The 26,270-nt window shown below is 53.7% G+C and carries 19 protein-coding genes and 1 pseudogene; 15 read left to right on the forward strand and 5 right to left on the reverse strand.

Features of this window, described 5'->3' with window-relative positions; genetic code table 11:
• The first annotated feature begins 30 nt into the window (after positions 1-30).
• The 7 genes from Pan97_RS13735 to Pan97_RS13770 all read left to right on the forward strand — a co-directional run bounded on the left by Pan97_RS13735 (position 31) and on the right by Pan97_RS13770 (position 7,627).
• A complete protein-coding gene (locus Pan97_RS13735; RefSeq protein WP_196782099.1) occupies positions 31-1,326 on the forward strand; it encodes an MFS transporter in 1,296 nt (431 codons plus the stop codon).
• Positions 1,323-3,014, forward strand: a complete 1,692-nt coding sequence (locus Pan97_RS26850) for a cyclase family protein (RefSeq protein WP_196782100.1) — start codon at positions 1,323-1,325, stop codon at positions 3,012-3,014. Before Pan97_RS13735 ends, Pan97_RS26850 begins: the two co-directional genes overlap by 4 nt.
• Before the next feature lie 9 nt (positions 3,015-3,023).
• Complete coding sequence (gene otnK / locus Pan97_RS13750; protein WP_144973430.1) at positions 3,024-4,292, forward strand: 3-oxo-tetronate kinase; 1,269 nt, start codon at positions 3,024-3,026, stop codon at positions 4,290-4,292.
• Positions 4,289-4,921, forward strand: coding sequence for a 3-oxo-tetronate 4-phosphate decarboxylase (gene otnC, locus Pan97_RS13755; protein WP_144973432.1), 633 nt, complete (start codon positions 4,289-4,291; stop codon positions 4,919-4,921). Before otnK ends, otnC begins: the two co-directional genes overlap by 4 nt.
• The gene (locus Pan97_RS13760; RefSeq protein ID WP_196782101.1) at positions 4,918-6,051 is read left to right on the forward strand and encodes an isocitrate/isopropylmalate dehydrogenase family protein; all 1,134 of its coding nucleotides are present in this window, start codon (positions 4,918-4,920) and stop codon (positions 6,049-6,051) included. The genes otnC and Pan97_RS13760 overlap by 4 nt, the downstream gene beginning before the upstream one ends.
• 39 nt (positions 6,052-6,090) lie before the next feature.
• A complete protein-coding gene (locus tag Pan97_RS13765; RefSeq protein ID WP_196782102.1) occupies positions 6,091-6,804 on the forward strand; it encodes a hypothetical protein in 714 nt (237 codons plus the stop codon).
• A gap of 397 nt (positions 6,805-7,201) precedes the next feature.
• Positions 7,202-7,627, forward strand: a complete 426-nt coding sequence (locus Pan97_RS13770; protein ID WP_144973436.1) for a hypothetical protein — start codon at positions 7,202-7,204, stop codon at positions 7,625-7,627.
• A gap of 214 nt (positions 7,628-7,841) precedes the next feature.
• Here Pan97_RS13770 and Pan97_RS13775 read toward each other — a convergent pair whose 3' ends face one another.
• The 3 genes from Pan97_RS13775 to Pan97_RS27165 all read right to left on the reverse strand — a co-directional run bounded on the left by Pan97_RS13775 (position 7,842) and on the right by Pan97_RS27165 (position 9,059).
• The gene (locus Pan97_RS13775; protein ID WP_144973438.1) at positions 7,842-8,312 is read right to left on the reverse strand and encodes an Hsp20/alpha crystallin family protein; all 471 of its coding nucleotides are present in this window, start codon (positions 8,310-8,312) and stop codon (positions 7,842-7,844) included.
• A gap of 160 nt (positions 8,313-8,472) precedes the next feature.
• Complete coding sequence (locus Pan97_RS27160; RefSeq protein ID WP_144973440.1) at positions 8,473-8,772, reverse strand: BON domain-containing protein; 300 nt, start codon at positions 8,770-8,772, stop codon at positions 8,473-8,475.
• A gap of 17 nt (positions 8,773-8,789) precedes the next feature.
• Positions 8,790-9,059 carry a carbon storage regulator gene (locus tag Pan97_RS27165; protein ID WP_144973442.1) on the reverse strand — a complete coding sequence of 90 codons (270 nt, stop codon included), beginning with the start codon at positions 9,057-9,059 and terminating at the stop codon, positions 8,790-8,792.
• 430 nt (positions 9,060-9,489) lie between these two features.
• Between Pan97_RS27165 and Pan97_RS13790 the strand changes: the two genes are divergently transcribed.
• Together Pan97_RS13790 and Pan97_RS13795 are read left to right on the forward strand one after the other, a co-directional pair.
• On the forward strand, positions 9,490-11,361 hold the full coding sequence (locus tag Pan97_RS13790; RefSeq protein ID WP_165698746.1) for a hybrid sensor histidine kinase/response regulator: 1,872 nt from the start codon (positions 9,490-9,492) through the stop codon (positions 11,359-11,361).
• A 1-nt stretch (position 11,362) separates the two neighbouring features.
• Complete coding sequence (locus tag Pan97_RS13795; RefSeq protein WP_144973446.1) at positions 11,363-12,025, forward strand: response regulator; 663 nt, start codon at positions 11,363-11,365, stop codon at positions 12,023-12,025.
• Positions 12,026-12,043: 18 nt separating this feature from the next.
• On the opposite strand, the gene Pan97_RS13800 is transcribed toward Pan97_RS13795, so the two are convergent.
• Complete coding sequence (locus Pan97_RS13800) at positions 12,044-13,057, reverse strand: zinc-dependent alcohol dehydrogenase family protein (protein WP_144973448.1); 1,014 nt, start codon at positions 13,055-13,057, stop codon at positions 12,044-12,046.
• A gap of 930 nt (positions 13,058-13,987) precedes the next feature.
• Complete coding sequence (locus Pan97_RS13805) at positions 13,988-15,325, reverse strand: sigma-54-dependent transcriptional regulator (protein WP_144973450.1); 1,338 nt, start codon at positions 15,323-15,325, stop codon at positions 13,988-13,990.
• A gap of 221 nt (positions 15,326-15,546) precedes the next feature.
• Between Pan97_RS13805 and Pan97_RS13810 the strand changes: the two genes are divergently transcribed.
• From Pan97_RS13810 to Pan97_RS13835, 6 genes and pseudogenes are all read left to right on the forward strand, one after another.
• Positions 15,547-16,721 (forward strand): IS3 family transposase gene (locus tag Pan97_RS13810; protein WP_144970036.1). Its coding sequence is split into 2 segments (ribosomal slippage): positions 15,547-15,811 and positions 15,811-16,721, totalling 1,176 coding nucleotides; the frame shifts between segments, so codons are not numbered across the junction.
• A 34-nt stretch (positions 16,722-16,755) separates the two neighbouring features.
• Positions 16,756-17,958, forward strand: a pseudogene (locus Pan97_RS13815) (N,N-dimethylformamidase beta subunit family domain-containing protein); the annotation flags it as partial.
• Positions 17,959-17,982: 24 nt separating this feature from the next.
• Positions 17,983-20,142, forward strand: coding sequence for a PVC-type heme-binding CxxCH protein (locus Pan97_RS13820; protein ID WP_144973452.1), 2,160 nt, complete (start codon positions 17,983-17,985; stop codon positions 20,140-20,142).
• Positions 20,143-20,271: 129 nt separating this feature from the next.
• On the forward strand, positions 20,272-20,820 hold the full coding sequence (locus tag Pan97_RS13825; RefSeq protein ID WP_144973454.1) for a hypothetical protein: 549 nt from the start codon (positions 20,272-20,274) through the stop codon (positions 20,818-20,820).
• Between the two features lie 711 nt (positions 20,821-21,531).
• Positions 21,532-24,783, forward strand: a complete 3,252-nt coding sequence (locus Pan97_RS13830) for a PSD1 and planctomycete cytochrome C domain-containing protein (RefSeq protein ID WP_165698747.1) — start codon at positions 21,532-21,534, stop codon at positions 24,781-24,783.
• Positions 24,784-24,829: 46 nt separating this feature from the next.
• Positions 24,830-26,266: a DUF1501 domain-containing protein gene (locus Pan97_RS13835; protein ID WP_144973458.1), complete on the forward strand. Its 1,437-nt coding sequence runs from the start codon at positions 24,830-24,832 to the stop codon at positions 26,264-26,266.
• Positions 26,267-26,270 lie beyond the last annotated feature (4 nt).

The raw sequence follows: 26,270 nt of genomic DNA on the forward strand, positions 1-26,270 counted from the left end.
GCTGATTCAGTTTCACGTAAGGAGCATTCGTTGTATATCCGCCGGACGCATATGATCGTCGGAGGAACGTTCGCGTTGTCGGTTCTGCTTTATGTCGATCGAATTTGTATCTCGGCAGCGGCAGTTCAGATGGAGAACGATCTTCTCTTAAGCCGCCAGCAGATGGGCTGGGCGATGTCGGCGTTCGCGTTGGGATATGCCTTGTTCCAAACGCCTGGTGGCTGGTTGGCCGATCGGTTCGGACCTCGTAGGATTCTCGCGGCAATTGTCGTCTCGTGGTCGATTTTTACTGGTTTGACTGGATTGGTATTTGGCTTTGTTCCCTTGCTGGTTACCCGATTTCTGTTTGGCGCGGGAGAGGCCGGAGCGTTTCCAGGCATGTCTCGAGCCGTTTTCTCCTGGATTCCCATGGATAATCGGGGGCTGGTTCAAGGAATCAATTTCTCGGGTTCACGGCTCGGGGCGGCGTTCGCGCTACCTATCATCGCTATGTTGATTGCATCCCTCGGCTGGCGTAACTGCTTTCTCCTTTTGATGGTGGTCGGTTTCCTCTGGGCAATTGGCTGGTATTGGTTCTTCCGCGATGATCCTGCAGAGCATCCCACTATTGCTTCGTGGGAGCGAGACGAAATCCTGGCCACACGTCAGATTCCCTCGAAGCAGGATCACGCAACGGATCAAGGCCTCGCAAACGCGATGCTCCGCTCACGAAATATGTGGCTTATTTCGCTCCAATACTTCTGCTCGAACTTCACCTTCTTCTTTTGCCTCACGTGGCTTTTCCCGCACCTTAAAGAGACCTACTCCTTGAGCACCTTGGAAGCTGGCCTCTATTCTTCAGCTCCACTTATTTGCGGAGCAATGGGAAACTGGCTATCAGGTTGGCTCGTCGACCGAATCTACCGTAATGGAAGTTGGACATGGTCTCGCAGAGGCCCGGCAATACTAGGCTTTGCTTGCGCAGCCATTGGCCTTGTCTGCGGTGTCTGGGCGAATTCCCCTTGGAGTTCAATCCTCTTCTTCAGTCTAGCCATTTTTGGTGCCGATATGACCTTGGCTCCGTCCTGGTCTTTCTGCATCGACATTGGCAAGCGGAATTCAGGCGTCGTTTCTGGCACGATGAACATGGCTGGTAATGTCGGCTCGTTCATCACGGCGCTTGCCTTTCCCTACCTGGCGGCCTGGACCGGGTCGAATGTCCCATTCTTCTTCCTGGCGGCCGGCTTAAGTGTCATAGCCATTTTGGCATGGCTTGGAGTGAACCCGCATCGATCCTTGCAGCCGGTCGAAAGCCGTACGGCCGAGAAGGTGATGTGCGTCTCATGAAAACGCTTCAAGGAATCTGCGTCGGTGCAGGCTACTTTTCTCGCTTCCATCTCGACGCGTGGAGACGGATGGAAGACGCGGAGATTGTCGCAATTTGCGATAGAAACTCATCAGCCGCCAAGGCGATGGCAAGCGAGTTTGCCGTTGCGCGCACCTACACCTCACTGGACGAGGCACTATCGTCGGCGCGAGCGGACTTCGTCGACATCATAACTCCTCCTAGTTCCCACTTGGATCTCGTGGAGATGGCGGCACGACATCGCTTGCCGGTGATTTGCCAAAAGCCCTTAGCCCCCAACCTGGAAACCGCCGAGCGAATCGTAAGCGTTGCCGCAAGATCTGGCATTCGCCTCATGGTCCACGAGAACTTTCGCTTCCAGCCTTGGCATCGCGCTGTCAAGTCACTGCTAGATGCGGGAGTGATTGGTAGCCAATTGCATACGATCAGTTGCCACACTCGTCTGGGAGACGGCTGGGGAGACGAAGCTTACCTTGGTCGACAACCTTACTTTCGAGACATGCAGCGATTCCTGATTCAAGAGACAGGCGTCCATTTCATCGATACGTTCCGTTACCTTGCCGGTGAGATCGACGAAGTGTTTTGCACGACGAAGCGTCTCAACAAGGCTATTCAGGGAGAAGACGCCGTTCACCTTTTGATTCGCTTTGCCAGCGGAGCAATGGGTACCTGGGATGCGAATAGGTACAACGAATCGCTCTGCACTGATCCTCGTTATACCTTTGGCACATTCGTTCTCGAAGGCAACGAGGGATCGATCTGGGTCAATGAGGAAGGTGAAATCACCGTCGCCCGACTCGGAGACACCCCGAAACGACACGAATTCGAGGCACCACGAACCGGCTTCGCGGGGGACTGCGTACTGGCAGCCCAAAGGCACTTCATAGACTGCCTACAAACGGGCAATCTCTTTGAGACCAGTGGTAACGACTATCTTGCCAATCTGCGGATCGTGGAGTCCGCGTATGACTCTGCCGCACGAAATCGTCCAGTACGTATCGAGCATCACCAACCCAGCCGCCAAATCATTGACTTAAGCATCCCGATAAATAACCGTCTGCCGGGAGCCGAGATTACAGCATGCAAGACGGTTGACCAGGATGGTTGGAACGCGACAACGATTTCGTTGTATTCCCACTGCGGAACGCATATGGACGCTCCGAAACACTTCCTAACGCAGGGGACAAGCATCGACCAGATGCCACTTGAACCCTTCATTGGAACGGCAAAAGTCATCGACTTGACGCCGGTCATTCCCAAAGAACTACTCACGGTAGAGCGGATAACGGAAGCTACCGGGACAATTAATGCAGGGGATCGCGTGCTCTTGCGCACTGACTGGCACAGGAATCTGGGGACGTCCAAGTATCGCAATGAACTTCCGCGAATCTCCCCAGAACTCGCTCGATGGTTTGTTGAAAAACAGGTCGCACTTGTTGGCGTGGAACCGCCATCCGTTGCCGACGTAAACAATCTGGATGAGTTAACGGAAGTACACCGGATTCTCCTCGAAGGCAACATCGTCATCGTCGAAGGACTGACCAATCTCGATCAGTTGACTCGCGATGAAGTTGAATTCATCACCCTTCCTCTACGCATCGAAAGCGGAGATGGATGTCCGGTACGAGCCATCGCGATCCAATCCAACACACAAACGCCCCTCAGGTAAACCAACTGTATGCCGCCAATTTTGGGATGCATTGCCGACGACGTCACAGGTGCCAGCGATCTTGCGAGTGCATTGACTGTTGGCGGCATGCGCACGCAGCTTTGGTTCGGAGAGCATCAAGAGTTGAAGGATGTTGATGCAGTAGACGCGGTCGTTATTGCTTTAAAAACACGTTCCTTGCCAAAAGAGCAGGCGGTCGCACAATCACTCAAGGCGCTCCGAGTACTTCAAAACTGTGGCGTTACGCAATTCTTGTTTAAGTACTGTTCAACGTTTGATTCGACCGACGAAGGGAACATTGGTCCTGTGGCCGAAGCATTGATGGAAGCTCTTGCGACCCCTTACACGCTATTCTGCCCGGCAACGCCTGAGAACGGACGAACCGTCTATTGCGGCCACCTTTTCGTTAAGGGAAAGCTGCTCAACCGCTGTGGTATGGAGAATCATCCACTTAACCCCATGAAGGCGTCCGATCTGACGTTGGTGCTTCAGCGTCAATCGCAATATCGTGTCGGCTTGATTCCTCACAACGTCGTTGCCTGCGGCCCTGCCGCGATCGAGAAGGAGATTGACGTCAACCTCAGCCAACAGAAAAGACTGCTGGTTATCGATTCGATTAATGATGCCGATCTCCAAGTCATTGCGGATGTGGCAGCAGAGTTGCCGCTTGTCACCTCCGGCTCCGGCCTTGGCTTGAAGTTACCACGATCTTACGTAAAGGTGGGCAAAGCGTCATCACTGCGATGCCAGGCAGCCCCACCATCGGCTAGCGGCAACGCTCTCGTGCTTGCGGGGAGTTGTTCGGAAGCAACGCGAAAACAGGTGAAGTCCTGGCCGAGTGAATGGCCTTCCTTGTGTTTGGATGTCGCAGCGCTGGTTCGTGGTGACCTGACGGTCGATGTAGTCGTTAATTGGGCTAAGATGCAGTTGCCCAACAGCCACGCATTGATTTTCAGTTCCTCACCACCAGAACAAGTCGAATCACTTCAAAGCCAACTGGGTATTGAGCGTACTGCCGCAGCAATTGAAGAAACGATGGGCTGCCTGGCCCGCGCCTTGGTTGCCGATGGACTTCGCAAGTTGATCGTTGCCGGAGGTGAAACTGCCGGTGCGGTTGTACGAGCGCTCGGCGCGACTCGATTTCGGATTGGTCCTGCCATTGCTCCAGGCGTCCCATGGATGGAAACAATAGACGATCCAGCGCTGGCGATCGCCCTCAAGTCAGGCAATTTCGGAGACGATCACTTCTTCCGTTCTGCCTTGGAGATGCTTCCATGAGCGAACGTGAATTGCGCGAACAGATTTCCGAGTACGGCAAGTCTCTCTTTAATCGTGGCTACGGCGTAGGAACATCCGGCAATATAAGCGTACGTTTGCCTGACGGAATGCTGATCACGCCGACCAATTGTTCGCTGGGAAAAATCGATCCGGAACGGATTTCGAAGGTGTCATTGAACGGGTCGCTGCTGGAAGGAGATAAGCCTTCCAAAGAGGCCTTTTTGCATCTGGCCATGTATGGTGCGCGAGAACGCGATGATGCCGTGGTACATCTGCATTCTACCTACTCGGTTGCCTTATCCTGTCTTCAGGATGTTGACCCGGAAAATGTCATTCCACCTCTGACAGCCTACTTCGTCATGAAGGTGGGACGCGTGTTTCGCGCACCGTACTATCCACCTGGTGACGCGCAGTTGGGAAACGCAGTAGGCAAGATTGCTTCACAATACCGGGCTGTGCTACTAGCAAATCACGGTCCACTTTTCTCTGGCTCAACTCTCGATTCGGCGGTCGCCGGAATCGAGGAAATGGAGGAAACGGCCAAACTTGTTTTGCTTCTCAAAAATGAAAAGGCCAGCTCCCTTACTCCAGAACAATGCCAAGATCTACTTGAAAGGTCATCCTCGTGATTGAAAGTGTTGGTGACGTATCGGCACAGCGTCTAAACCTCCAGAAAAAATATACGATCGCACTCCTACCTGGGGATGGAATAGGTCCCGAGGTGATGGATGCGGCTGTTCATATCGTGAATAGCCTGCCAAGGGTACTCCCGAACCTTGGCATCGAATTGCAAACCCATGAAGCCGGCGCTCAGCACTATCGAAAATCGGGCGAGGTCCTGCCAAGGGCCGCGCTCGAGGCGTGCCGAAGTGCCGATGCCGTGCTCCTTTCCGCGATTGGCTTGCCGGACGTGCGCCAAATTGACGGTACCGAAGTTCAGCCGCAAATGATGATGGGACTACGGAGAGAACTGGATCTCTTCGTGGCGGTTCGCCCCGTCAAGTCATACCCAGGCGTACCGACTCCGCTGAAGAGCGATGCGAGCATTGACCTGGTTATCTTACGCGAAAATCTGGAAGGCCTTTTCGCTTCGTTCGGCGGCGGATGCGTGGTGCACGATCAAGTCGCGACCGATTCGATTGTGATTACTCGTAACGCTACTTCCCGTCTGGCCGAGTTCGCATTTAGACTTGCCAGCCGACGATCAGGCCGTCCCTCAGACGGTAAGCGAATGGTTACTTGCGTCGATAAGGCCAATGTGTTTCGGAGCTTTGCTTTTTTTCGGAAAGTGATGTCCGAAACCTCGATGGCATATCCCGACGTTCAGTTCGATGCCCAATACGTCGACGCGATGGCGCTTTATCTGGTACAGAATCCCAGCGCTTACGATATTCTCGTGATGGAGAATCAATTTGGGGATATTCTCTCGGATCTTGGTGCGGGGCTGGTTGGCGGACTTGGCATGGCTCCTTCCGCAGAGATTGGCCCAAGGCATGGGTTGTTCCAGCCCTCACACGGTTCGGCCCCCCACCTCGCTGGCCGGAACTTAGCTAACCCGATCGCAACAATCCTTTCCGCCGCAATGATGTTCGATTGGCTGGGAGACAAACACAAAGATCCCGATGCCAAGCAAGCTGCCGTATTGATCGAAGAGGCCGTCATCCGCACGCTCCAGGAAGGCCGCGTCAAGACTCAGGATATTGGCGGCAACTCCACGACAAGCGACGTCGCAGCTGCGATTGCTGACCACCTTGGATAATTCTCGCCCAACGAGATCCACCATCACTTTGATTTGACGTTGAAACACGAGCCCCACGCCATGTTAAGAAGACTCTCCCTTTCGATTCTTCCTATGCTACTTCTGGCCCTTGGCGGCGACATTCTCAGTCGCACATCGCTATCGGCGGACCGTGACGCCGTCTCTTTTGAGAAAGACGGCCTTCTGATCGTGGAGGCTGAAGCGTTCACCGATCAGAAAAAAACGAAACATCGCGCATTTCACCTTATCTCAAATAGGGTTTCGATAGACGTAACGCCAGATGGGGACGATGCCCATTGGAAAGATGCCAGCGGAAACGCTTATCTAGAGGTCTTACCAGATACCCGGCGGACACATGACGACAAGTTGGTTGAAGGCGAGAGTTTTGCCAATGAGCCCGGCACGGTCGCCGTGCTTACGTATCCGGTTCAAATCTCAAACCCGGGCCGATATTACGTCTGGGTTCGTGCTTACTCGACGGGGTCCGAAGACAACGGTATTCATGTTGGCCTAGATGGCAAGTGGCCAGAAAGTGGTCAACGTATGCAGTGGTGCCAAGGCAAGAACAGCTGGCGTTGGGAAAGCAAACAGCGCACCGCCAAGAATCATTGTGGAGAGCCTTACAAGATCTTTCTCGATATTAAAGAACCTGGTCGACACACGATCGAGTTCTCGATGCGCGAAGACGGATTCGAATTTGATCAGTGGCTGATCACCACGGATCGAGAATACCAGCCCCAACAAGTAAACTAACTCTCCGTACTGTCTTTGCCTATGGCACGCTGCCCCGACGATCTCGAAGTGCGCTTGGGTTCATTTAGATCATGAGCTTGTTCGTCGGCAATCGAGCATCATGGACGGACCCGCGCATCGGTGGGAGCGGGCGGAATGGTTCACTCATTGACAATTTATGTGCGGATTCGCCCACCAGGATTTCAGACGGACGTCAGAAACGCCGTCAATTAGAGAGGAAGTTTGCTAGAAGCTTCTTGGCACTCCTTTTGCACTTTCCGTATCGCATGCAGGCCATTTAGTGAACAATGTTCATACACCTAGTTCCCATTGTGTTCAGCAACTCTCGGCACAATAACAACCGAGAGGTTTGGGCCCCGGAGACATTGCGATGCCATCAAAACAGGTCAAAGACATCTTGGATCACGTCCGAGCCGTACATCACCAACTGAATAAGGCTTGCAAACAACTTTCCGCGAGCGAGCCTGACACACGTTTGCAATTGCTACTGGATTACGTTGGACGCCACGAAGAGGCCTTCAATATTGCTCTCCGACGTTATGAAAAAGAGGCCAATGCCAAAGCAGCTATCGATACATGGCTTCAGTTTTCCGCAGACGAAACAATCAATGAAGCACTGCGTGAGATGGATCTCCATCCCGGCATGACGGCGGAGGAAATTGTCGAGCAGGTACTTTCGTTCGACGCCAAGCTTATGGCTCTTTATCGAGATCTAGCCGAATCAACGTCTTCAGCGCAAGTTCGTGAACTTTTCTCCGATTTGATCCAGATGGCCGAGGGTAAGCAGCATCAATACGCTCGAATACTGCAAGATTGGCAATAGTAGATTCGGCAACCTACTACCTCCTTGCGATGGCTGGATCACCTGCCGCCTGGAACGACCTTTTGGCCGCTTTCAAAAATTGAGTTCCCCTGCCGTATCGGAACGCGGCATGATGAACTCGACGAAGCCCAGCATAGATTGCCAAGATGGATGGCGTCAAAAAAGAAGTTGCGCCGCCAACCGCTGCCAAGTTGGAGGCGCAACCATCGAGGCTTTAGTTACTCTTCACCTCGATATGACGCGACCGGGCTTCCGGCGATTTGGGAAGCACGACGGTCAGAATGCCGTCTTTCATCATGGCGTCGATCTTGTCTTCCTCGACGGCACACGGCAGCATCGTCGATCGCGAGAAGCGTCCGCTTCGGCGTTCGATGCGGTGATAGGTCTCACCCTTCTCTTCGTTTTCCTCTTTTCGTTCCCCGCTGATCACCAACTGATTTCCATTCAATTGGATGTCGACTTCCTTGGCTTCCACCCCAGGCAGATCCAATCGAACGGTGATCTCCTTGTCCGATTCCTTCAGATCAAGGGCCGGTGACAACATCTGGCCACCCCAGATGTCACCATTCTCATCCCAGAAGCGATGAAACATGTGTTCCATTTCTTCCCGCAATGCAGGAAGGTTGCCGCCTTGAGCCCAGGGGAATAGGCTGCGGCTTTGCCGGCTTGCAAGTGGAGCGTTCATGGCCTTCTCCTTTTGAATGTGTCGGAGAAATAAACCAAGGCAAACCAGTTTGCCAAGGCTAACTTACTGACTGTTCAACTTTGCTTGAATTTTCACCTTTATTGGTCAGTTCACCAATCGAGAAGAACTTGATTTCAACATGGTGGAAGCCACCAAGCTTTCAAGAGCATCGCCGATCTTCTCGGCGGACGCTGCTAAGCCCGCAACTACTGACAACATCGACATTGTTCACCACTTGTTTCACCTCGGGAATGTCACGAAGCAACTCCTGGAGGTTTTGCTTGAGGTAAAAGCTCGGTACGCAACCAGTTAACGTAAGCGTTCCGTCATCAAAACTGACGCTGACTTTTCGAAAGATGAAGCCATATCGGCATTGATCCATCCGGCGTCTTACGAGTCGCATTACAACTTCATGAGCATGTAGCTGGCTCTTTCGGTTACGGGATCTTGGGATAAGCATCGAATGTCTTCTTCCAACTAGGGGACTTGAATAACCGAGGCCGGAACGTTTTCAAGAGCGAACTGCAAGCCCGGCTTCGGAGTGGGGTGTACTTGGATAGACCCAGGTAAACTCTCGTCGGAATCCTGTTGGCCGACATCGTCACGAAGTTCCCCGCGAAGAATGGAAACTTCCGTCGGAGCCTCGATCCCCAAACGGACCGTATTGCCAGAAACTCCCAAAACCTTCACAGTAACATCTGCGCCAATGTGGATGATTTGACTGGCTTTTCGACTGAGTACCAACATGATTCTCCTCCATGGTTTTGATTCGACGCAGATCTTTTTGCGCCTGGTTGTCGGGCCTTAGCGGACGGGTCGAGGTCGAGCGTCTTGCTTGCCATGAAAAAATATGACGATTCTCTGAAGTTTTCGAAATCGAGTTAAACTCCATTTCGACATGGTGATTTCCACCATCCTCACTTTCAACAGGCCGTGAACGACTGATCAGGTCCATGTAACAGCGTTAAACAAGATACGGGCAACCTTCCCGCTAAATGCACTCCTCGAACCAAACCACCGAGTTGGGTGGAGCGGAAGCTGAGTATTGTGCGGCCCCAACAACTACTTGATGATCGTGATTACATATTGGAACGGCTCAACTTATGATTAGTGAGCGTGGATGAACTACTTCGCTGCGGAAGCGGTGCACTGACCACATGCTTGATTGGGCGTTCGCGTGTCCGATATTCAACCAAATACGCTGTCTCTCACTGTGCTCGTAATCGAAAGCGCTCCGGATACGCGCGGTCATATTCAAGACGTCATCGAGCACGATGGACACCATGTCCGCTTAGCGTCATCATTCGATGAGGCAATTGAGCAGGGAGATTGGCAAGAGATAGACGTCATTTTGCTAGACACGGAACTTGCATGCGGAGATGCCCGTGAAATACTTCCCCGCTTGCGAAGGCTCGCCCCGCATGCGGCTATCGTATACGCCGCCAGCAATCCCAACGTTGAAGATGCCGTCCAGACGCTTCGCGAGGGAGCGTACGACTATCTCCTAAAGCCCATCAATGCGGATATTCTACGAGCAACTTTGCTGCGAATCAGCCAGCTCAGTTACACCAGGGCTTCTTTGAAACTCGAAACGGACGCTCGGCAATATGCCGAGAATCAGCATCGTTTGCTTGCCGAAGCAATTGCCCACCTAGGGGAAGGCGTTGTGATCACCAAGACCGAGTTCAATGGTTCGTGTCCGCGCATCGTATTTGTCAACGAAGCGATTTGCCGGATTACTGGGTACCATAAGACCGAACTTTTGGGCGAAACGCCTGAGATCTTTCACGGAGAAAATACGGATTCGCAGTCCGTCGAAGAGGTGTCCGAGGCAATTCACGCTCGTCGCCCGTTTCAGGGGGAGTTGCTCTTTTATCGGAAGGACGGAACGACCTATGACGCGGAAATCATCTGTACACCGATGATTGATTCGGAAGGCCGCTGTACCAACTATGTTTCCATACATCGCGACATTACCGAGAAGATTAGATCCGCTCGTCAACTTAGCGAACGAGAATCGCGGCTGCGCGCGATTCTTCAAACGGCAACCGATGCCATCGTGACGATCGATCCGAAGGGAATGATAGTCGGTGTCAATCCGGCCACATTACGGATCTTCGGCTACGAAGAAAGGGAACTGATCGGCACCAACGTAAGCATTTTGATGCCGGAGCCCTATCGGAGCGAACACGACGATTATCTTTCCCGCTACTTGCGAACAGGCGAAGCCCGAATCATCGGCATCGGACGAGAGGTTATCGCCAAAAAGAAAGATGGATCGACGTTTCCCGTTCATCTGGCAGTCAGCCGAATCGATGCCCCACCTCTGTTCACCGGCATCATTCGCGATATATCCGCGCTTAAGGAATTGCAAAAACAAGTGCTGGAGATTGCTGCCGAAGAAGACCGTCGTATCGGTCATGAACTGCATGACAGCGTTCAGCAACAACTTACCGGGCTGGGCCTACTCTCACAAACCGTAGCCGAGATGCTCTCGGATTCGAACGACTGGGAGGCTCGCTGTCAACCGACGGTGGCCAAGGTGGCTCGGCTGGCTGACCGCGTCGCTCGAGGCATAAGCGAAGCCGCGCGCGAAGTCCATAACCTTTCGCGCGGACTGGTCCCCGTGGAGATCGATGCGGAAGGGCTTCGAGCCGCACTGGAAGAACTCGCCGAGCGAGTCAGCATACAATATGGAGTTGTTTGCGCGTGTGAATTTCGGGGCGACATCAACCTGACCAACAATTTCGTTGCAACGCATCTATTCCGAATCGTTCAGGAGGCGGTTACGAATGCCATGAAGCATGGGGACGCTTCGCGAATTGATATTCGACTGGTAGGCACGGACCGAACAATCTCGCTGGAAGTTATCGACAACGGGCGGGGCATTCAAACGGGAACGCTATCCAATCTGGGAACGGGGCTTAAGATCATGCAGTACCGCTCTAGTTTGATCGGAGGCGTCATCAAGATCGTTCCCGGTCCAGATGGTGGCACGCTCGTCAACTGCACTGTTTCCCGCGAAGGCAATCTTGAGGTGACACACTAGAATGGGTTCAACATCATCTCCCAGCCGAATTCTTATTGTTGACGACCATCCGATCGTCCGCGAAGGATTGGCCGCTCGCATCGACGGTCAACCAGATCTTGAGGTTTGTGGGGAAGCAAGCGGTATCAATGATGCCTTGTCCCAGTATCGTTCTCTTTCGCCCGACTTAACGCTCGTGGATATCCAGTTGGAAGATGGAAATGGGATCGAACTGATCAAGGAGATTTACTCCCGCAATTCGACCGCGAAGATGCTAGTTGTCTCAGCCTTTGATGAGTCGCTTTATGCGAATCGAGCCCTACGGGCTGGGGCGCTCGGGTATGTTAACAAGCGAGAGCTACAGGATAAGGTAATCGACGCGATCCGAACGGTTCTCAAAGGTGATCGCTACCTAAGTCCTAAAATGACGCAGCAACTTCTCAGCCAGGTCGTATCCAATAAAACAACCATGGACGAGGATCCCATCCAGCGTCTTAGTGATCGGGAACTGGAAGTGTTTCAGCTAATCGGCCATGGCAAAACTACGGCGGCTATCGCCGCGCAATTACAGCTAAGCGTCCATACGATTGATACTCACCGTGAGAAACTACGCCACAAATTGGGGGCGAAAAATAGCGCGGAATTGATGAAGCTGGCCGTCCAGTGGGTATTGGAAAACGGCTGATTCCCCGACTAGATCACCTTATGAGTCCATCAAGAGAACTTTGGCACCCTTGACACTTCCCTGTTTCAACTCCATGAGTGCCCGATTCGCTTCCTCCAGCGGGTAAGCAGTGACCGTCGAGCGAAGAGAAATCTCAGCCGCCAGCGGCAAGAATTCGCGAATATCATAGTGCGTGATGTTTGCGACCGTCTTCACTTCCCGCTCCATCCACAGATGCTCGTGGTAGCTGAGTTGAAGAAGTCGTTCTTTGTCTGCATCCTCCTTGCGAATCGCATTGATGACCAGCCGCCCACCTGGCGCCAGATTGGCCAACCCCTCAACGACGGGCTGCCAAGCTGGCGTTGTGTCGATGATGGCGTCCAGAGGCACGGGGGCACGATCCGTAGTGTGTCCTGCCCACTCAGCCCCGAGTTCCCGGGCAAAGACTTGTTGATCCGGATCACGGGCAAACACAAAGATTTTCGTCCGTGGAAATTGATGCCTTACCATCTGCAGAACCAGGTGCGCCGACCCACCAAACCCGGTCAGGCCAAGAGTCCGTCCGTCCTTGATGCCTGTCAGTCGCACGGCTCGATAGCCGATGGCTCCGGCACACAATAGTGGAGCGGCTTCGGCATCAGAAAAACTTGAGGGAATCGGATAGGCGTAGTCCGACGGTACCGTCATAAACTCGGCATATCCGCCATTAACGTCTCTGCCTGTAGCACGAAACTTGGGGCTGATGTTCTCCCGCTCATCGCCACTGGACGAATGAATCCAACCGACGCCAACTCGATCACCGACGCGATGACTTACGACGCCATCTCCGACTTCGTCGACATAACCGACGACTTCATGTCCCGGCACAATCGGCAAGTTGGGCGGAGCCGTTCTTCCTTCGATTTCATCTAGCTCCGTATGGCAGACGCCACATGCGGCAATTCTGATCCGTATTTCGCCTCGGACGGGACGCGGCGTGGGAACGTCAACGAGTTCCAGCGGTGTCGAAACATCGCGAAGTGACACCACTTGGCGGAGTATTTGGGCCCTCATCAACACCTCCTACGCGCCACGTCCCCCAAGTTCATCGATACTATGCTAGGGCGTAACTTGGCGACTGTCGTTTTTCGACCTAAGCACTTCACTCGAATGGATTGCGTCGATATTCCATTGTCGTCATCGAAGGAATATTGAGAAGACCATTGTTCTAGGCTCCGACGGACGAGGCCGATTAGTTATTCGTTGTCTTTTGATGGTAAGTATTTAGAGAACCAATCTCCAGTCAACCGTGCCACGTGCTCTAATACACTTGGTTCCGTTAGCGGCCGTGCTGCGTCACTTACGAGTTCGAGGTGCTTAACGCAGCTAAGTTTATTGAGAGCTTTTCGATTCAATGAGATCGCACATTCATCGTCCCCTCCGACCATCAGCAGCGTGGGGACCGTCACTTTTGGAAGGTATGCTTTCGCCAAGTCAGGGCGACCTCCCAAGGATACGACCGCCCCCAGACTGGTACCACTCAAAGCCGCCGCGACCAATGCAGCTGCAACACTAGTACCAAACCCGAAACAGCCCTGGGGGAGACTAGCAATCATTGGCTGATCCCGCGCCCAGCTCTCGACTTCTCGCAGTCGTAGGGCTAGAAGAGGAATGTCAAAAAAACACCAGGGGTCGCTCGCTTCACACTCATTCAGCAAGTCAATTAACAATGTGGCGAATCCCCTCTCTTGCAATGCCAGCGAGATATTCTGCGTTTCAGAACCCATCCGACTACGCCTATCGCCTTGGGCGACCAAGATCAGTCGTTTGGCTCCCGGCGGAACGCAAAGTGTACCAGGCATTTTTTCTGGTCCGATTAGAACGTTCGACTCGTGTGCGGCTACACAAATGGCCATTGTTATGCCCTTTGAGCTGCTATGGATACTCGTCAAACCTGGTTAATTTCAGAACACGTCACTCGACCAACAGAGACTCTCCAACTCGTCACACGATCTGATACTTTTCCAACAGACGGTATAAGCTACGACGGCTCACACCTAAAGCGCGGGCTGCGCGGACTTTGTTCCCTTTCTCTCGCGACATGACCACTTCTATCTGCTGGCGCATCAACGATTCCAAGTCATCATTTCGGGGAGGGATGGAACGACTTGCCGCAGATGTGCACTGAGCGACCTCTGTCGGCAGGTTCTGTAAAAGGATCGTCTCGTCGTCGGACAAGATCTTGGCTCGTTCAAGGGCGTTAATCAGTTGGCGGATATTTCCAGGCCAGTGGTACCGCTCGATGGCCTCCATTGCATCCATATCGATTTGCCAATCATTGCCCATGAAGTGATGCGTCAGCAAGGCAATGTCATCTCCTCGATGGCGTAGTGGAGGCAACTCAAGTCGCATCACGTCGATTCGATAAAACAGATCTTCCCGGAACCGTCCCTCTTTGACCTCTTGGAAGAGGTTTCGATTCGTGGCCGTGAGCAAACGAACGTTCACACGTCGTTCCTCAGTCCCGCCAACACGCCGAAACGAACCATCCTCCAAGACACGCAAAAGTTTGGCTTGAATGCCACCGGCCATCTCACCGATTTCATCGATGAACATGGTTCCTCCGTCGGCGAGTTCAAACAAGCCCGGCTTGGTACTCGCAGCTCCTGTAAAAGCCCCCTTTTCGTGACCGAAAAGCTCACTCTCGGGTAAAGCAGCACAGTTCACGACCACCATCGGTTGATCTGCTCGATGGCTTACCTGATGGACGGCCTTGGCGACCAATTCCTTGCCCGTCCCGCTTTCTCCCTGGATCAGAATTGGTTGTTCCGTAGGACCGGCACGTTTGATCAGACGAAATACTTCCTGCATGGGGGCTGATTGCCCGACCATCAATGACCTTTTTCCATGCCTGTTATGTGGACGTCCGTTAACTGATTGGCGTTGTCGGCGAGTCGCCTTGAACGCATTCTCGACGGTCTTCTGCAGTCGCGACATCCGCACCGGCTTGGGCAAATAGTCGAACGCACCAGCCTTGAGCGCTTCGACGATCGACTCTGCAGCTGAGATTTCAGACACACATACGACTTCACAAGCAGCTCTCTCCTTAAGTTGCCGAAGTCTTTGCAGTGAAGCTGGCGTGACTGACGCCATTTCGAATATGATGACATCGTAGTCGGCTCGATCGACTCGTTGAAGCGACTGATGCTCGTGTTCAACTTGATCGACATGGACCGTCTGGCTGCTAAGAAACTCAGTCACGATTTGTCGGAAACGTGGATCACTATCAACCAACAGCAAACGACAAGGAAAAGCACTGGGGGCCGGTTCAGTAATGTTCATCCTGACTTCCTTGAATGGGAGCGATATCAGCGCTGATTCATCGGGTACTTCGTGGGCGCATGCGCCTAACTCCCAATATCGGCGTACCGCCGCTTGTCGGTAATCAGAGAATTCACCGCCTCGCGATGGCGGTTTCCGCCATCTGACCTGCCCCCTTCAACAGCGTCCATTCGGTAAATTAGTTTTTGCTGAATGCATGCCCATTTGAAGGGAGATTTCTTATGCCTAGAAGAAGATTCACGCCTGAGCAGATCATCCAGCATCTCCGCGAAGCGGAGGTGCTTCTCTCTCAGGACAAGACGATTGCCCAGGCCTGCAAGGCGATCGGCGTCACGGAGCAGACTTACTATCGCTGGCGGAAGGAGTACGGCGGTGTTCGTACCGATCAGGCCAAGCGTTTGAAAGAGCTCGAGAAGGAGAATGCTCGCCTGAAGCGACTGCTGGCTGATGCCGAACTCGACAAGGCGATCCTGAAGGAAGCCGCTTCGGGAAACTTCTGAGCCCGGACAAGCGACGGCGAATCGTCGAGCACGTGCGAGATACTTTGGGACGCGAGCGAGTATCAGAACGGAGGGCCTGCCGGGTGCTGGGACAGCCTCGTTCCACTCAGCGCCGTGTTCGCTGGGTCCCCGACGACGAGCCTCGCCTGGTCCGGGAGATGATTGAACTTGCTGAACAGTATGGCCGTTATGGCTATCGGCGAATCACTGAGATGTTACGCCGGAAAGGTTGGCAGGTGAACCATAAACGCATCGAACGCTTATGGCGTCGCGAGGGCTTGAAAGTACCAAAAAGGCAGCCGAAACGACGTCGCCTGTGGCTTAATGATGGTTCGTGCGTTCGCCTGCGGCCGAGTCATCGTGATGAGGTCTGGAGCTATGACTTCGTGCATCACCGAACGCACGATGGTCGAGCCTTCCGTATGCTGACGCTGATCAACGAGTATACTCGCGAGTGCTTGGCGATCGATGTGGCTCGTCAACTGACCAGCGAGGATGTCTTGGAGCGTCTTAGCGACCTGTTCGTTCGCCGTGGCGTGCCAGACTTCATTCGCAGCGACAACGGCTCAGAGTTCACCGCCACTAAGGTCCGTGACTGGCTGGAGCGAGTCGAGGTGAACACCCTGTACATCGAACCTGGCAGCCCGTGGGAGAATGGCTACATCGAATCCTTCAACGGGAAGCTGCGAGATGAACTACTCGATCGAGAGATCTTCGACACGCTGCTGGAGGCAAAAGTGTTGATCGAACGGTGGCGAGTCGAGTACAACACGGTACGCCCGCACAGTTCGCTGGGGTACCGTCCACCGGCACCGGAGGCAATTCTTCCAGGGGAAGCTGCTTCCGCTACGCTCCAGCACCTTCCCCTGGAAGAATCCTTGAAGACTACAACTTAAAGACTGGTTTCATTCGTGGGGGCAGGTCAGTGCCCGACTGATGAAAACCTTCGGCCCCCTGGAGGCCGTCACACAGCCGACGCCAGATCCCGGAGAGAAGAACCTTCACGAGTGCCACTGGAAGCCGTCGCTACACATACAGATCCCACCAAATTGGTTGAGTGGCGTTTACATTGGGAGGCTCACAACCATTCCCCAACCGGGTGAGCCCTATTGGCAAAGCTACATTATCTTTGTCGTCCGAGACGATCGTCCCGCCGACATTCTCTTTCAGGTGAGCGACAACACTTGGCAAGCCTACAATCGTTGGCCGAACAATTATTCGATCTACACCCATCCCCGTGGAGTTCAAGGTCCATGGGCGGATGTTAGTTTTGACCGCCCCTACGCCCGCGAAGCCCAACACAACGGAGTGGTCGACGACCCACGAACGGTAGGTTCTGGTGAGTTCCTCCCTTTCGAGTTTCCACTCGCCTATTGGTTGGAACAGCACGGCTACGATGTCACGTATTGTTCCAACAGCGATATGCTTTCTCCCGAAAAGGGGTTGAAGTGTAAGACGTTTATCAGCGTTGGACACGATGAATACTGGGACCTCCGGCAATTCCACTCCGTCGAAAAGTTGCGGGACGAAGGAGTGAATCTTCTATTCCTTTCCGGAAACAGCGTCTGCTGGGTAACGCCTTTCCGCGATAGCAGCGCCGGCGTGGCTAATCGCATCATCTTTCGCGGAGGCCCCTACGGAGGGAACCAATCGTACGCCGTGACACGCGAGCAAGAGCATGGCCCGTTTCCGCGTCATGGACCAGACGAAGGGATGCTCATGGGCGCGCGAAATGTCGAGCCCGTGAACGGTGGAGGTGACTGGACGATCACTCGTCCCGATCATTGGATCTTTTCCGGTACCGGAGTCAAGCAGGGCGAATCGATCCCTGGATTGGTCGGCTGGGAATACCATGGCAATCCTCCAGCGATTGATGGGCTGGAAGTGGTCGCCGGCGGAACCGCCTGGCAGGGAGGCGTGAATCCTCAACAGTGGACCGCAACCATCTACCCCGGGCCCAAAGGCAACTTTGTCTTCAACGCGGCAACCATCTTCTGGGCCCAAGGGCTGAGTAGCCCGCCTGGGCATGTACTGCCCTGGTCGCATTGGAGTCGACCACACGGCCCAGATGCCCGCGTACAGCAGATTACGCATAATCTGCTTCGTCGGGCCCTAGGTGTTACGGCTGTTTAATCGTCTGATTAAGGAATAGTTCGCATGGTCTTGCGTTCCCTACTTGCCCTGGTATTCATTCTGTCGACCGCATGCTCTTATGGCGACGGACTCTCCCTCAAATCCATTCACGTTCCAGAGGGCTACAAGGTCGAGTTGGCCGCCCCAGCGTCCCTGGTCCGTCACCCAATGATGGCAGACTTCGACGAACAAGGGAGGCTTTACGTAGCGGCAAACGCGGGCGAGAACCTTCCCCGAGCCGAACTGGAAAAACAGCTTCCCAACTTTATTCGACGATTGGAAGACACGGACGGAGACGGTGTATTCGACCAGGCAACGACATTCGCCGATCGCATGACATTCCCTCAAGGATGTCTCTGGTTGGATGGGTCGCTTTACGTCGCGTCGAGCGGTGCCATCTGGAAGCTCACCGATACGGATGATGATGGCGTAGCCGACCAGAGGCAAAAGCTGGTCGGAGACTTTGGCTACACCGGCAACGCGGCGGACGTTCACGGTCCCTTCCTAGGCCCGGAGGGCAGAATCTATTGGTGTGAAGGACGCCACGGACACGAAATATTGGACGACGAGGGGAAAATCATCAGCAAGGGAAAAGCCGCTCGCATCTTTTCGTGTCGCACTGATGGAAGTGACGTGCAAACCTTCGCGACCGGTGGCATGGACAATCCGGTCGAGATTGTCTTCACCCCGGAAGGAGACATGCTCGGAACAGTCAACTTGATGTACGCCCAGCCACGGGGCGACTGTCTGGTCCATTGGCAATATGGCGGTGTTTACCCACGCGAGGACTTCGCGGAAAGCCTCGAACAGGAGTTCATTCGCACCGGCCCACTCTTGCCGGAACTCTACAACTTCGGACATGTGGCGGTGTCAGGACTTTGTCAGTTCGAAGGCAACGGCTGGGGACCGGATACCAGCGGGTCGTTGTTCGTCACTCAATTCAATACCAATAGGGTTGTCCAGGTTCATTTGAAGCCCCATAAATCAACCTACGAAGTGAAGGAAGTCGAAGACTTTCTTGTGTCCAGCGACAAAGATTTCCATCCGACGGACGTACTGCAATCACCCGATGGATCGCTGTTGGTCATTAACACCGGCGGATGGTTTCGAATCGGTTGCCCTCAATCTAGCGTTGCAAAATCACACATCCACGGTGGTATCTATCGCATTCGACGAACAGAACTTACCCAGCAACCCGCAAACGATACCAAACCACAAAGAACATCAGACATTGAGCACCTCTGGCAAATTCGCCGAAAAGCATCGAACAAATCTCTCAGCGAACTAGGGAAACAATTAAAATCTGAGAATCCGACAATACGTCAGATCGCCGCTCGTGCTTTGCTTGACGTTCCGCCTGGACCGACTCGAGATCAATCGATTCCCCAGCTTGCTCAACTGGCGGCCCAGGGTTCACCGTCCGAGAGGCGGAATGCGATCGCCACGCTCAGCCGTTGGGAAGTCAACGACGATCAATACACAAGCACGCTGCTTGAGATACTGCCGCATACCCAGAATGACCCTATGCTTCATCACGCGGTGATTTTAGGGTTGATTCGTGGTGGTCGACGGGACCTACTTCGCCAAGCCGTCCTCGATCCCAATCCCACAGTCAGCGGCGGTGCCTCTTTGGCATTGGCCGAGCTTCATCGGCTCTCCGAGAAAAAAGTAGCCAGCCAATGGTTGGACATTCCAGCACCGTCGTTGGGAGAACCTCTTACCCTGCCGCAACAGCAAATGCTTCTCCAAATGGAGTCCCGACTCGACGACGGCAATCCAATCCGTGGCCGCGAAGTTTTCTTTTCAACTCAGGCGACCTGTAGCAAATGCCATCGCGTTGCTGATCGCGGAGGTCAAGTTGGCCCCAACTTAAGTACCATCGGTCGCAGTCGTTCTCGTCGCGATTTGTTGGAATCAATCCTCTTTCCCAGTGCCACGTTTGCGCGAGGTTTTGCTCCTTACATAGTTGCCACGTCCGATGGCAAAACCCATAGCGGCATCATACTTGGCGAAGGAACGGATCAGCTACGACTAGGGCTCGATCAGGAAAAGTCCATAAGCCTACCCAACGCATCTATTGAAGCAATTCGAGGCAGCAATAGCTCCATTATGCCGGCGGATATCCAAAAAACTCTCTCTGAGAGGCAACTCGCCGACTTACTCGCCTTTCTGCAGTCGCTTTAGCCAGAGTACCCGGACTAACACCACGGGGTTTCGGAAGGCAGGCGAGCTTGGGGAATGGCGGATTCCACCATGCACAAAACGGGAATCCTTAGATTTCATAAGTGAGGGATCACATCGTACAATAGGCGCATGAGTCCACATTCAGATAACGCATCAGCCAGCGGTGTCGTCACGACCGTTCGAGGAACGGTTCTGGATGTTCAATTCGATGGAACAAGCCCGGCAATCGGAACAGGTCTGTATTGCCAAGTTTCTGAGGATAGTGTGATTACTGCGTACGTGCATTCCCATCTGGGAGAAGGCGCGGTACGGGCCATCGCGATCGACTCGACGCGGGGACTAAGTCTTGGATGGCAAGTGACAAGCGATGGCCGGCCGATTGATGTGGTTGTTGGAGACGAGTTGTTAGGCCGCGTGGTTGACTTGAAGGGAAGTCCTTTGGACGGCGGGGCAACGATTAAAGCGGTAACACGATGGCCGCTTCATCGAACTCCGCCGCCCCCCTCTGAACGGAGAACCGGCAACGAGATTTATTCAACCGGCATCAAAGTGATCGACTTGTTTTGTCCTTTCACATTGAGCCAGGCCTTGTCTTGGTTACGACTGCCGGCCAAACAACCTTTGATGGAACAGCCGGTGGGTTATTCCGCTGCGATGGCCAACAAGCGAGCCTCCTGACGCCGCTTGCGGTGTACGGAACGGACATGCTGAACGTGGCCAACCAGTTAGAAGCCGCACTGGATAAACCCAGCGTCGAACTTGAGGCACGGGAGACTTTTTGGACGCCTTGAGCGTAGCATACTCCGCGAATTACAAGATAGCGGTGACGACATGGTACAACCAAGTGAGAAAGGCGCCTGAATGATTCATTCCAAGATCGTTGCCGGCTCTCGAAGGAAGGGGCTCTTCTCAAGTACGTAAGATACGGCCCATGATTCTCTAGCTTCGACCCAGATAATCGAGGCGGGAAGTGCCTCTATCTCGCGCTTGCAGCAACTTTTAGGCCCCCATTCTTACCGTTAAATATTCCTGTTTTCATTATTTCTGTATTTCTTCAAAAACCTTAGGTAGGTTTGTGACGTCACTGTACGATTGCTGATAGAGAGCTTGCCAAGGCAGAGCGCAATGTCCACTGGATACACGAGTTAAACGCCAGAATGAGAGCAGCTTCACGATCGCTACGAGACTTCCACTTTGCCAAATAATGCAGGAGCGCGATCGGGTTCTCACTACTATTCCTTCTCCACTCCCACATTGGTCCGATTCGGAAGACGTGTTTCAGTGGTGCTAGCCGGTCCATAGCTACTCACCTCCCGCCTCCCCCTACCCCAGTTGAGTCACTTCATGCTGCATCGCTCGATTCAAACACTATTTTCAATAGCGCTATTCTTGCTCACCTGCTCATCACTCGTCGCTCAGGACGACGCGGTCAGCGCGGATAAGCTCAAGTTCTTCGAGATGCACGTTCGTCCCCTGCTAGCTCAACACTGTCTTGAGTGCCACAGTGCTGAGAGCCAGAAAGGCATGCTGCGGCTCGATTCAAGAGCGGCCATGCTCAAGGGGGGCGAATCTGAAGAAGCCGCTATCGTCCCCGGTACTCCTAACGAAAGTCTGCTCATCTCCGCCGTGCGGTACGAGTCGTACGAAATGCCGCCTAAAGGCCAGTTGCCCGAGAAGGACGTTGCCGTTCTGGTGAAATGGATTGAGCTTGGTGCTCCCTGGCCAGGCGGTGATAACTCATTGATAATTCGTCAGGATGCGGACCGCATCACCGAAGAAGATCGCAAGTGGTGGGCCGTCCAACCAGTCACGGACCCGGCCGTACCTCATGCCGGCGATGGCTGGGCAAGGAATGAAATTGATCGATTCGTTGCCAGAAAACTGAACGAGGCAGGACTTGAACCAGCGCCGGAAGCCGATCGCTATGAGCTGGTGCGACGAGCCTATTTCGACCTACATGGTTTGCCGCCGACACCAGAGCAAATTGATGCATTTGTCCACGATGATCGCCCAGATGCCTGGCAGCGTCTGGTTGACCAGCTGCTGGAAAGTCCACGATACGGGGAGCGTTGGGCTCAGCATTGGCTTGATGTGGTTCGATATTCGGAAAGCGACGGCTACAACGAAGACGCTTTTCGACCAGATGCCAGCGCCTATCGTGACTATGTCATTCGATCGTTGAACGACGACAAGCCTTACAATCAGTTCGTTCGCGAACATCTGGCGGGAGATGAAATCGCCCCCGATGATCCCGATGTCTTCATTGGCACGGCGTATCTCCGTCACGGCGTTTACGAATGGAATCAGCGCAACGCGAGGATGCACTGGGATCTGATCATCAATGAGATGACCCGCGTGACCGGTGAGGCATTCCTGGGGATCGGAATTGGCTGTGCGCAATGTCACGATCATAAATTTGATCCGATTCTGCAGAAGGATTACTACGGTTTGCAAGCATTCTTGTCGTCGGTGGCCTGGCCAATGGATCGACCTTTGGCAAATCCAGATCAGATTGCGGCTTATCAGCAGCAACAACAGAAGTGGGAAGAAGCAACCCAGTCAATTCGAGACGAAATCGATGGCTTGGTCGGCGATGGGATCGCTTCCAATCAGCGCAATATCGTCAAGCAGTTTCCGCCAGACGTTCAAGAAATCTACAACAAGCCGGAATCAGAGAAATCAACGTTCGAGAAGCAGCTTTCGTATCTGGTTTGGCGGCAGGTTGACCGTGCAAATAAGTCCTACGACCGGGCGAAAGGACTTAAGAAGTCGCCCGACAAGCTAAAGCGTTATGAAGAGTTGGAGGCCGAATTGAAGAAATTCGATTCGCTCAAACCCAAGCCACTTCCGGTTGCGTTCGTCGGGACCGACATTGGGACATCACCGGCACCAACTTACCTGATGACGCGTACTACCACAGAAGAGGTTCAGCCATCGTTCCTCACACTGCTCGGCGACAAAGAACCGGAGATCCATCCGACCGAGACCACCACAGGCCGTCGAACGGCATTGGCGAATTGGATTGTCCGAGAAGACAATCCTCTGTCAACGCGTGTGATCGTCAACCGGATCTGGCAACGGCACTTTGGCCAGGGCATTGTGCCGACACCAAACGATTTTGGCACACTTGGTGAGTCACCAAGTCATCCCGAACTTCTCGACTGGCTGACTAGGCGATTTCTGAATGGCGGGTGGAAGACCAAACCCATGCATAGGCTGATCATGGACAGTGCCGCGTACCGCCAAACCGCGCGATTTGAGGGCAATGTCGCACGACAGCACACTTCGAGCGATGAACCGGCGGTTCGCCCGATCGATATCGATCCTACCAACCGTTTGTTGTGGCGATTTCCGCCTACGCGGCTCGACGCCGAACAGTTACGTGATGCAATGCTCGCCGTATCTGGCGAACTGAAACATCGCGATGGTGGTCCGTCCGTCAGTGGCTCGACGCCAAACCGAAGCGTCTACGTCATCAAGAAACGAAACAAACCGGATGAAATGCTTAGTGGGTTCGATGCGCCATTGTGTTTTGAATCCGCTCCAACCCGAGATTCGACGACGACCCCAATTCAATCGTTGTTACTGGCCAATGGAGCCTGGACTTTGGACCGTTCACGAGCCTTCGCGAAGCGGCTCCTTGCAGGAAAAGAACAACTAGACGCAGCCGACGTTCGCAAGGCCTGGCAATTAGTCTTCGGTCGAGAAGCATCCGACGAGGAAATCACCGCGGCATTAACGTTCATCCGCGAACAGACAGAGTCGATCACCGCTCCCCCGATCGTTGCCAAGTATCCCAATGAAACGGGCCTAAGGCCGGTCACGCAGCATTTCGCAGCGGTAAAGGATTTCGGACTGGGTAAACAGGCTCTATGGATTCAGCCGGGCAGCCGATTTGAACGCCTTCACGTAAAGGAAACGGACGGATTCGATGATCAGTTCACGGTGGAAGCCGTTGTGATTCTCGATCGTCTGTATCCCGACGCCAGCGCCAATTCGCTGATTTCGCGTTGGAATAGCAATACCAAAACAAATGGCTGGACGGTCGCCGTCACCAGTACCAAGTCGGCCTATCAGCCGCGCAACTTCGTCGTCGCGTTAGCTGGCCGCGATTTTCAGGACCAGGCTACATTCGAAGTCGTCGCCTCGGGATTCAAGGTCCCATTGAATAAGCCGGTCTATCTCGCGGCAGTAATTTCAGCAACTACATCGGAAGACGATCCCACTTCCGGGTCAGTCACGTTCTACATGAAAGATCTGTCGGACCCGAACTCTGAAGTGGAAACATCAAAGGTGCCAACCTCTGTCGTGTCACAAATTCAGAATCCGGCAATGAGGGTCATCGCTGGGGGTCGAGATGCAAACGGACACCTGTGGGATGGCCAGTTTGCGCGTCTGACGATCAGTCGTGGAGCGCTTCCACGTCAACAACTTTTAATCGGCGAACAACCGAAAAAGGCGGTGCGAATCCTTGACTGGCGATTCAACGATGAAGATGGCGAGCAGCCTGCTCCCAACACGCAGTGGTTGCGTCCGAGCCAGGAAAGTGGCGACTCGCAGTCTGAAACAAAAACGCTTCGGGCCGTTACCGATTTTTGTCACGCCCTATTCAATTCCAACGAGTTTCTGTACCTCCAGTAAATCGTGCTGACGACAATTCAAACAACTCAAAACCTGGACTCCAGTCATGAAATATTCCATGTGCAACAACGTCGAACACCCAAATTCGCGGCGAGATTTTCTTTGCCGTGCTGGTGGTGGATTCGGGGCATTGGCATATGCGGCACTCACCGGGGAGTCGCTATTTGCTGCTCGTAACGACAGCCCAGCAGCAGAGAAGATCCCGCATTATCGCGGCCGAGCGAAGAATATTATCTGGCTCTTCATGGAAGGTGGCCCAAGTCACTTGGACCTGTTCGATTACAAGCCAGAACTAAACCGTCTAGCTGGCCAAACGCTTCCCGATAGTTTTCCTCGACCAGTCACGGCCATGGGTGAGATCAACTCTCCCATTCTCGAATGCAAACGAAAGTGGTCGCAGTGTGGAGAAAGCGGGCTGTGGATTTCTGACTGGTTACCTCATCACCACGCAATCGCGGATGAACTTTGCGTCATTCACTCGTGCGTATCGGACGGAATCAATCACGCCGGCGGCGTCTGCCAGATGAATACGGGAGCCGTGTTCGGCGGGCGGCCGTCTTTAGGGGCATGGATCTCTTACGGCCTGGGCTCAAGCAGCAGAAGTCTGCCTGACTTCGTCGTGATGAAAGACAGCAACTCGATGGTGGTCAATGGGGTCCGCGCGTGGGGTTCCGGATTTATGCCCTCCGGTCATCAGGGAGTGCTCTTCGAAGGGGGGGAAGAGCCGCTACGGAATCTCAATAACCCCCAAGGAATTTCCGATTCACAGCAGCAGCGCAAGTTAGCTTTTATCAACCAATTGAACCGCAAGCATTACGTCGGACGGGAATCGAACACCGACCTTGAAGCTCGCATTCGCAGCTATGAACTGGCAGCACGGATGCAGACAGATGCTCCGGAAGCGATCGATCTTCAGAACGAGCCAGAGCACATTCGAAAGATGTACGGTCTGGATGACAAAGAGACCGAAGTTTACGGCCGGCAGTGTCTACTGGCTCGACGGCTAGTCGAGCGGGGCGTTCGATTTATTCAGCTCTACTCAGGCGCTGGAAGCAAATGGGACAGCCATAGCAATATCGAAGGTAATCATTCACGTCTTTGCCGCGGCGTTGATAAGCCAATTGCGGGCTTGATTGCCGATCTGAAACAACGCGGACTCTTGGAAGATACTCTGGTCATGTGGGGTGGCGAATTCGGACGCACGCCAATGAGCGAAAAGGGAACCGGGCGGGATCACAATCCGACTGGCTTCACCATGTGGATTGCCGGCGGCGGAGCGAAGGGCGGACAGACGATTGGTGCCACGGACGACCTTGGCCTGTATGCCGTCGAAGATAAACTGCATGTACACGACATTCACGCCACGGTGTTGGGCATGATGGGACTGGATCACACGAAGGTTGTCTACATGCACAAAGGCCGACCCGAGCGGGTCGATCTCAACGAGGGGCACGTGCACAAGGGACTCGTCTCCGGCGCGTGACGCG

Origin of the sequence: Bremerella volcania (genome assembly GCF_007748115.1) — a bacterium.
GTDB lineage: Bacteria > Planctomycetota > Planctomycetia > Pirellulales > Pirellulaceae > Bremerella > Bremerella volcania.

Excerpts from the sequence above, each read along its gene's own strand:
- Pan97_RS26850 (WP_196782100.1), top strand. The coding sequence starts at position 1,323 with ATGAAAACGCTTCAAGGAATCTGCGTCGGTGCAGGCTACTTTTCTCGC.
- Pan97_RS13775 (WP_144973438.1), bottom strand. The coding sequence starts at position 8,312 with ATGAACGCTCCACTTGCAAGCCGGCAAAGCCGCAGCCTATTCCCCTGG.
- Pan97_RS13795 (WP_144973446.1), top strand. The coding sequence starts at position 11,363 with ATGGGTTCAACATCATCTCCCAGCCGAATTCTTATTGTTGACGACCAT.
- Pan97_RS13820 (WP_144973452.1), top strand. The coding sequence starts at position 17,983 with ATGGTCTTGCGTTCCCTACTTGCCCTGGTATTCATTCTGTCGACCGCA.
- otnK (WP_144973430.1), top strand. The coding sequence starts at position 3,024 with ATGCCGCCAATTTTGGGATGCATTGCCGACGACGTCACAGGTGCCAGC.
- otnC (WP_144973432.1), top strand. The coding sequence starts at position 4,289 with ATGAGCGAACGTGAATTGCGCGAACAGATTTCCGAGTACGGCAAGTCT.
- Pan97_RS13825 (WP_144973454.1), top strand. The coding sequence starts at position 20,272 with ATGAGTCCACATTCAGATAACGCATCAGCCAGCGGTGTCGTCACGACC.
- Pan97_RS13800 (WP_144973448.1), bottom strand. The coding sequence starts at position 13,057 with ATGAGGGCCCAAATACTCCGCCAAGTGGTGTCACTTCGCGATGTTTCG.
- Pan97_RS13835 (WP_144973458.1), top strand. The coding sequence starts at position 24,830 with ATGAAATATTCCATGTGCAACAACGTCGAACACCCAAATTCGCGGCGA.
- Pan97_RS27160 (WP_144973440.1), bottom strand. The coding sequence starts at position 8,772 with ATGCTTATCCCAAGATCCCGTAACCGAAAGAGCCAGCTACATGCTCAT.
- Pan97_RS13805 (WP_144973450.1), bottom strand. The coding sequence starts at position 15,325 with ATGAACATTACTGAACCGGCCCCCAGTGCTTTTCCTTGTCGTTTGCTG.
- Pan97_RS27165 (WP_144973442.1), bottom strand. The coding sequence starts at position 9,059 with ATGTTGGTACTCAGTCGAAAAGCCAGTCAAATCATCCACATTGGCGCA.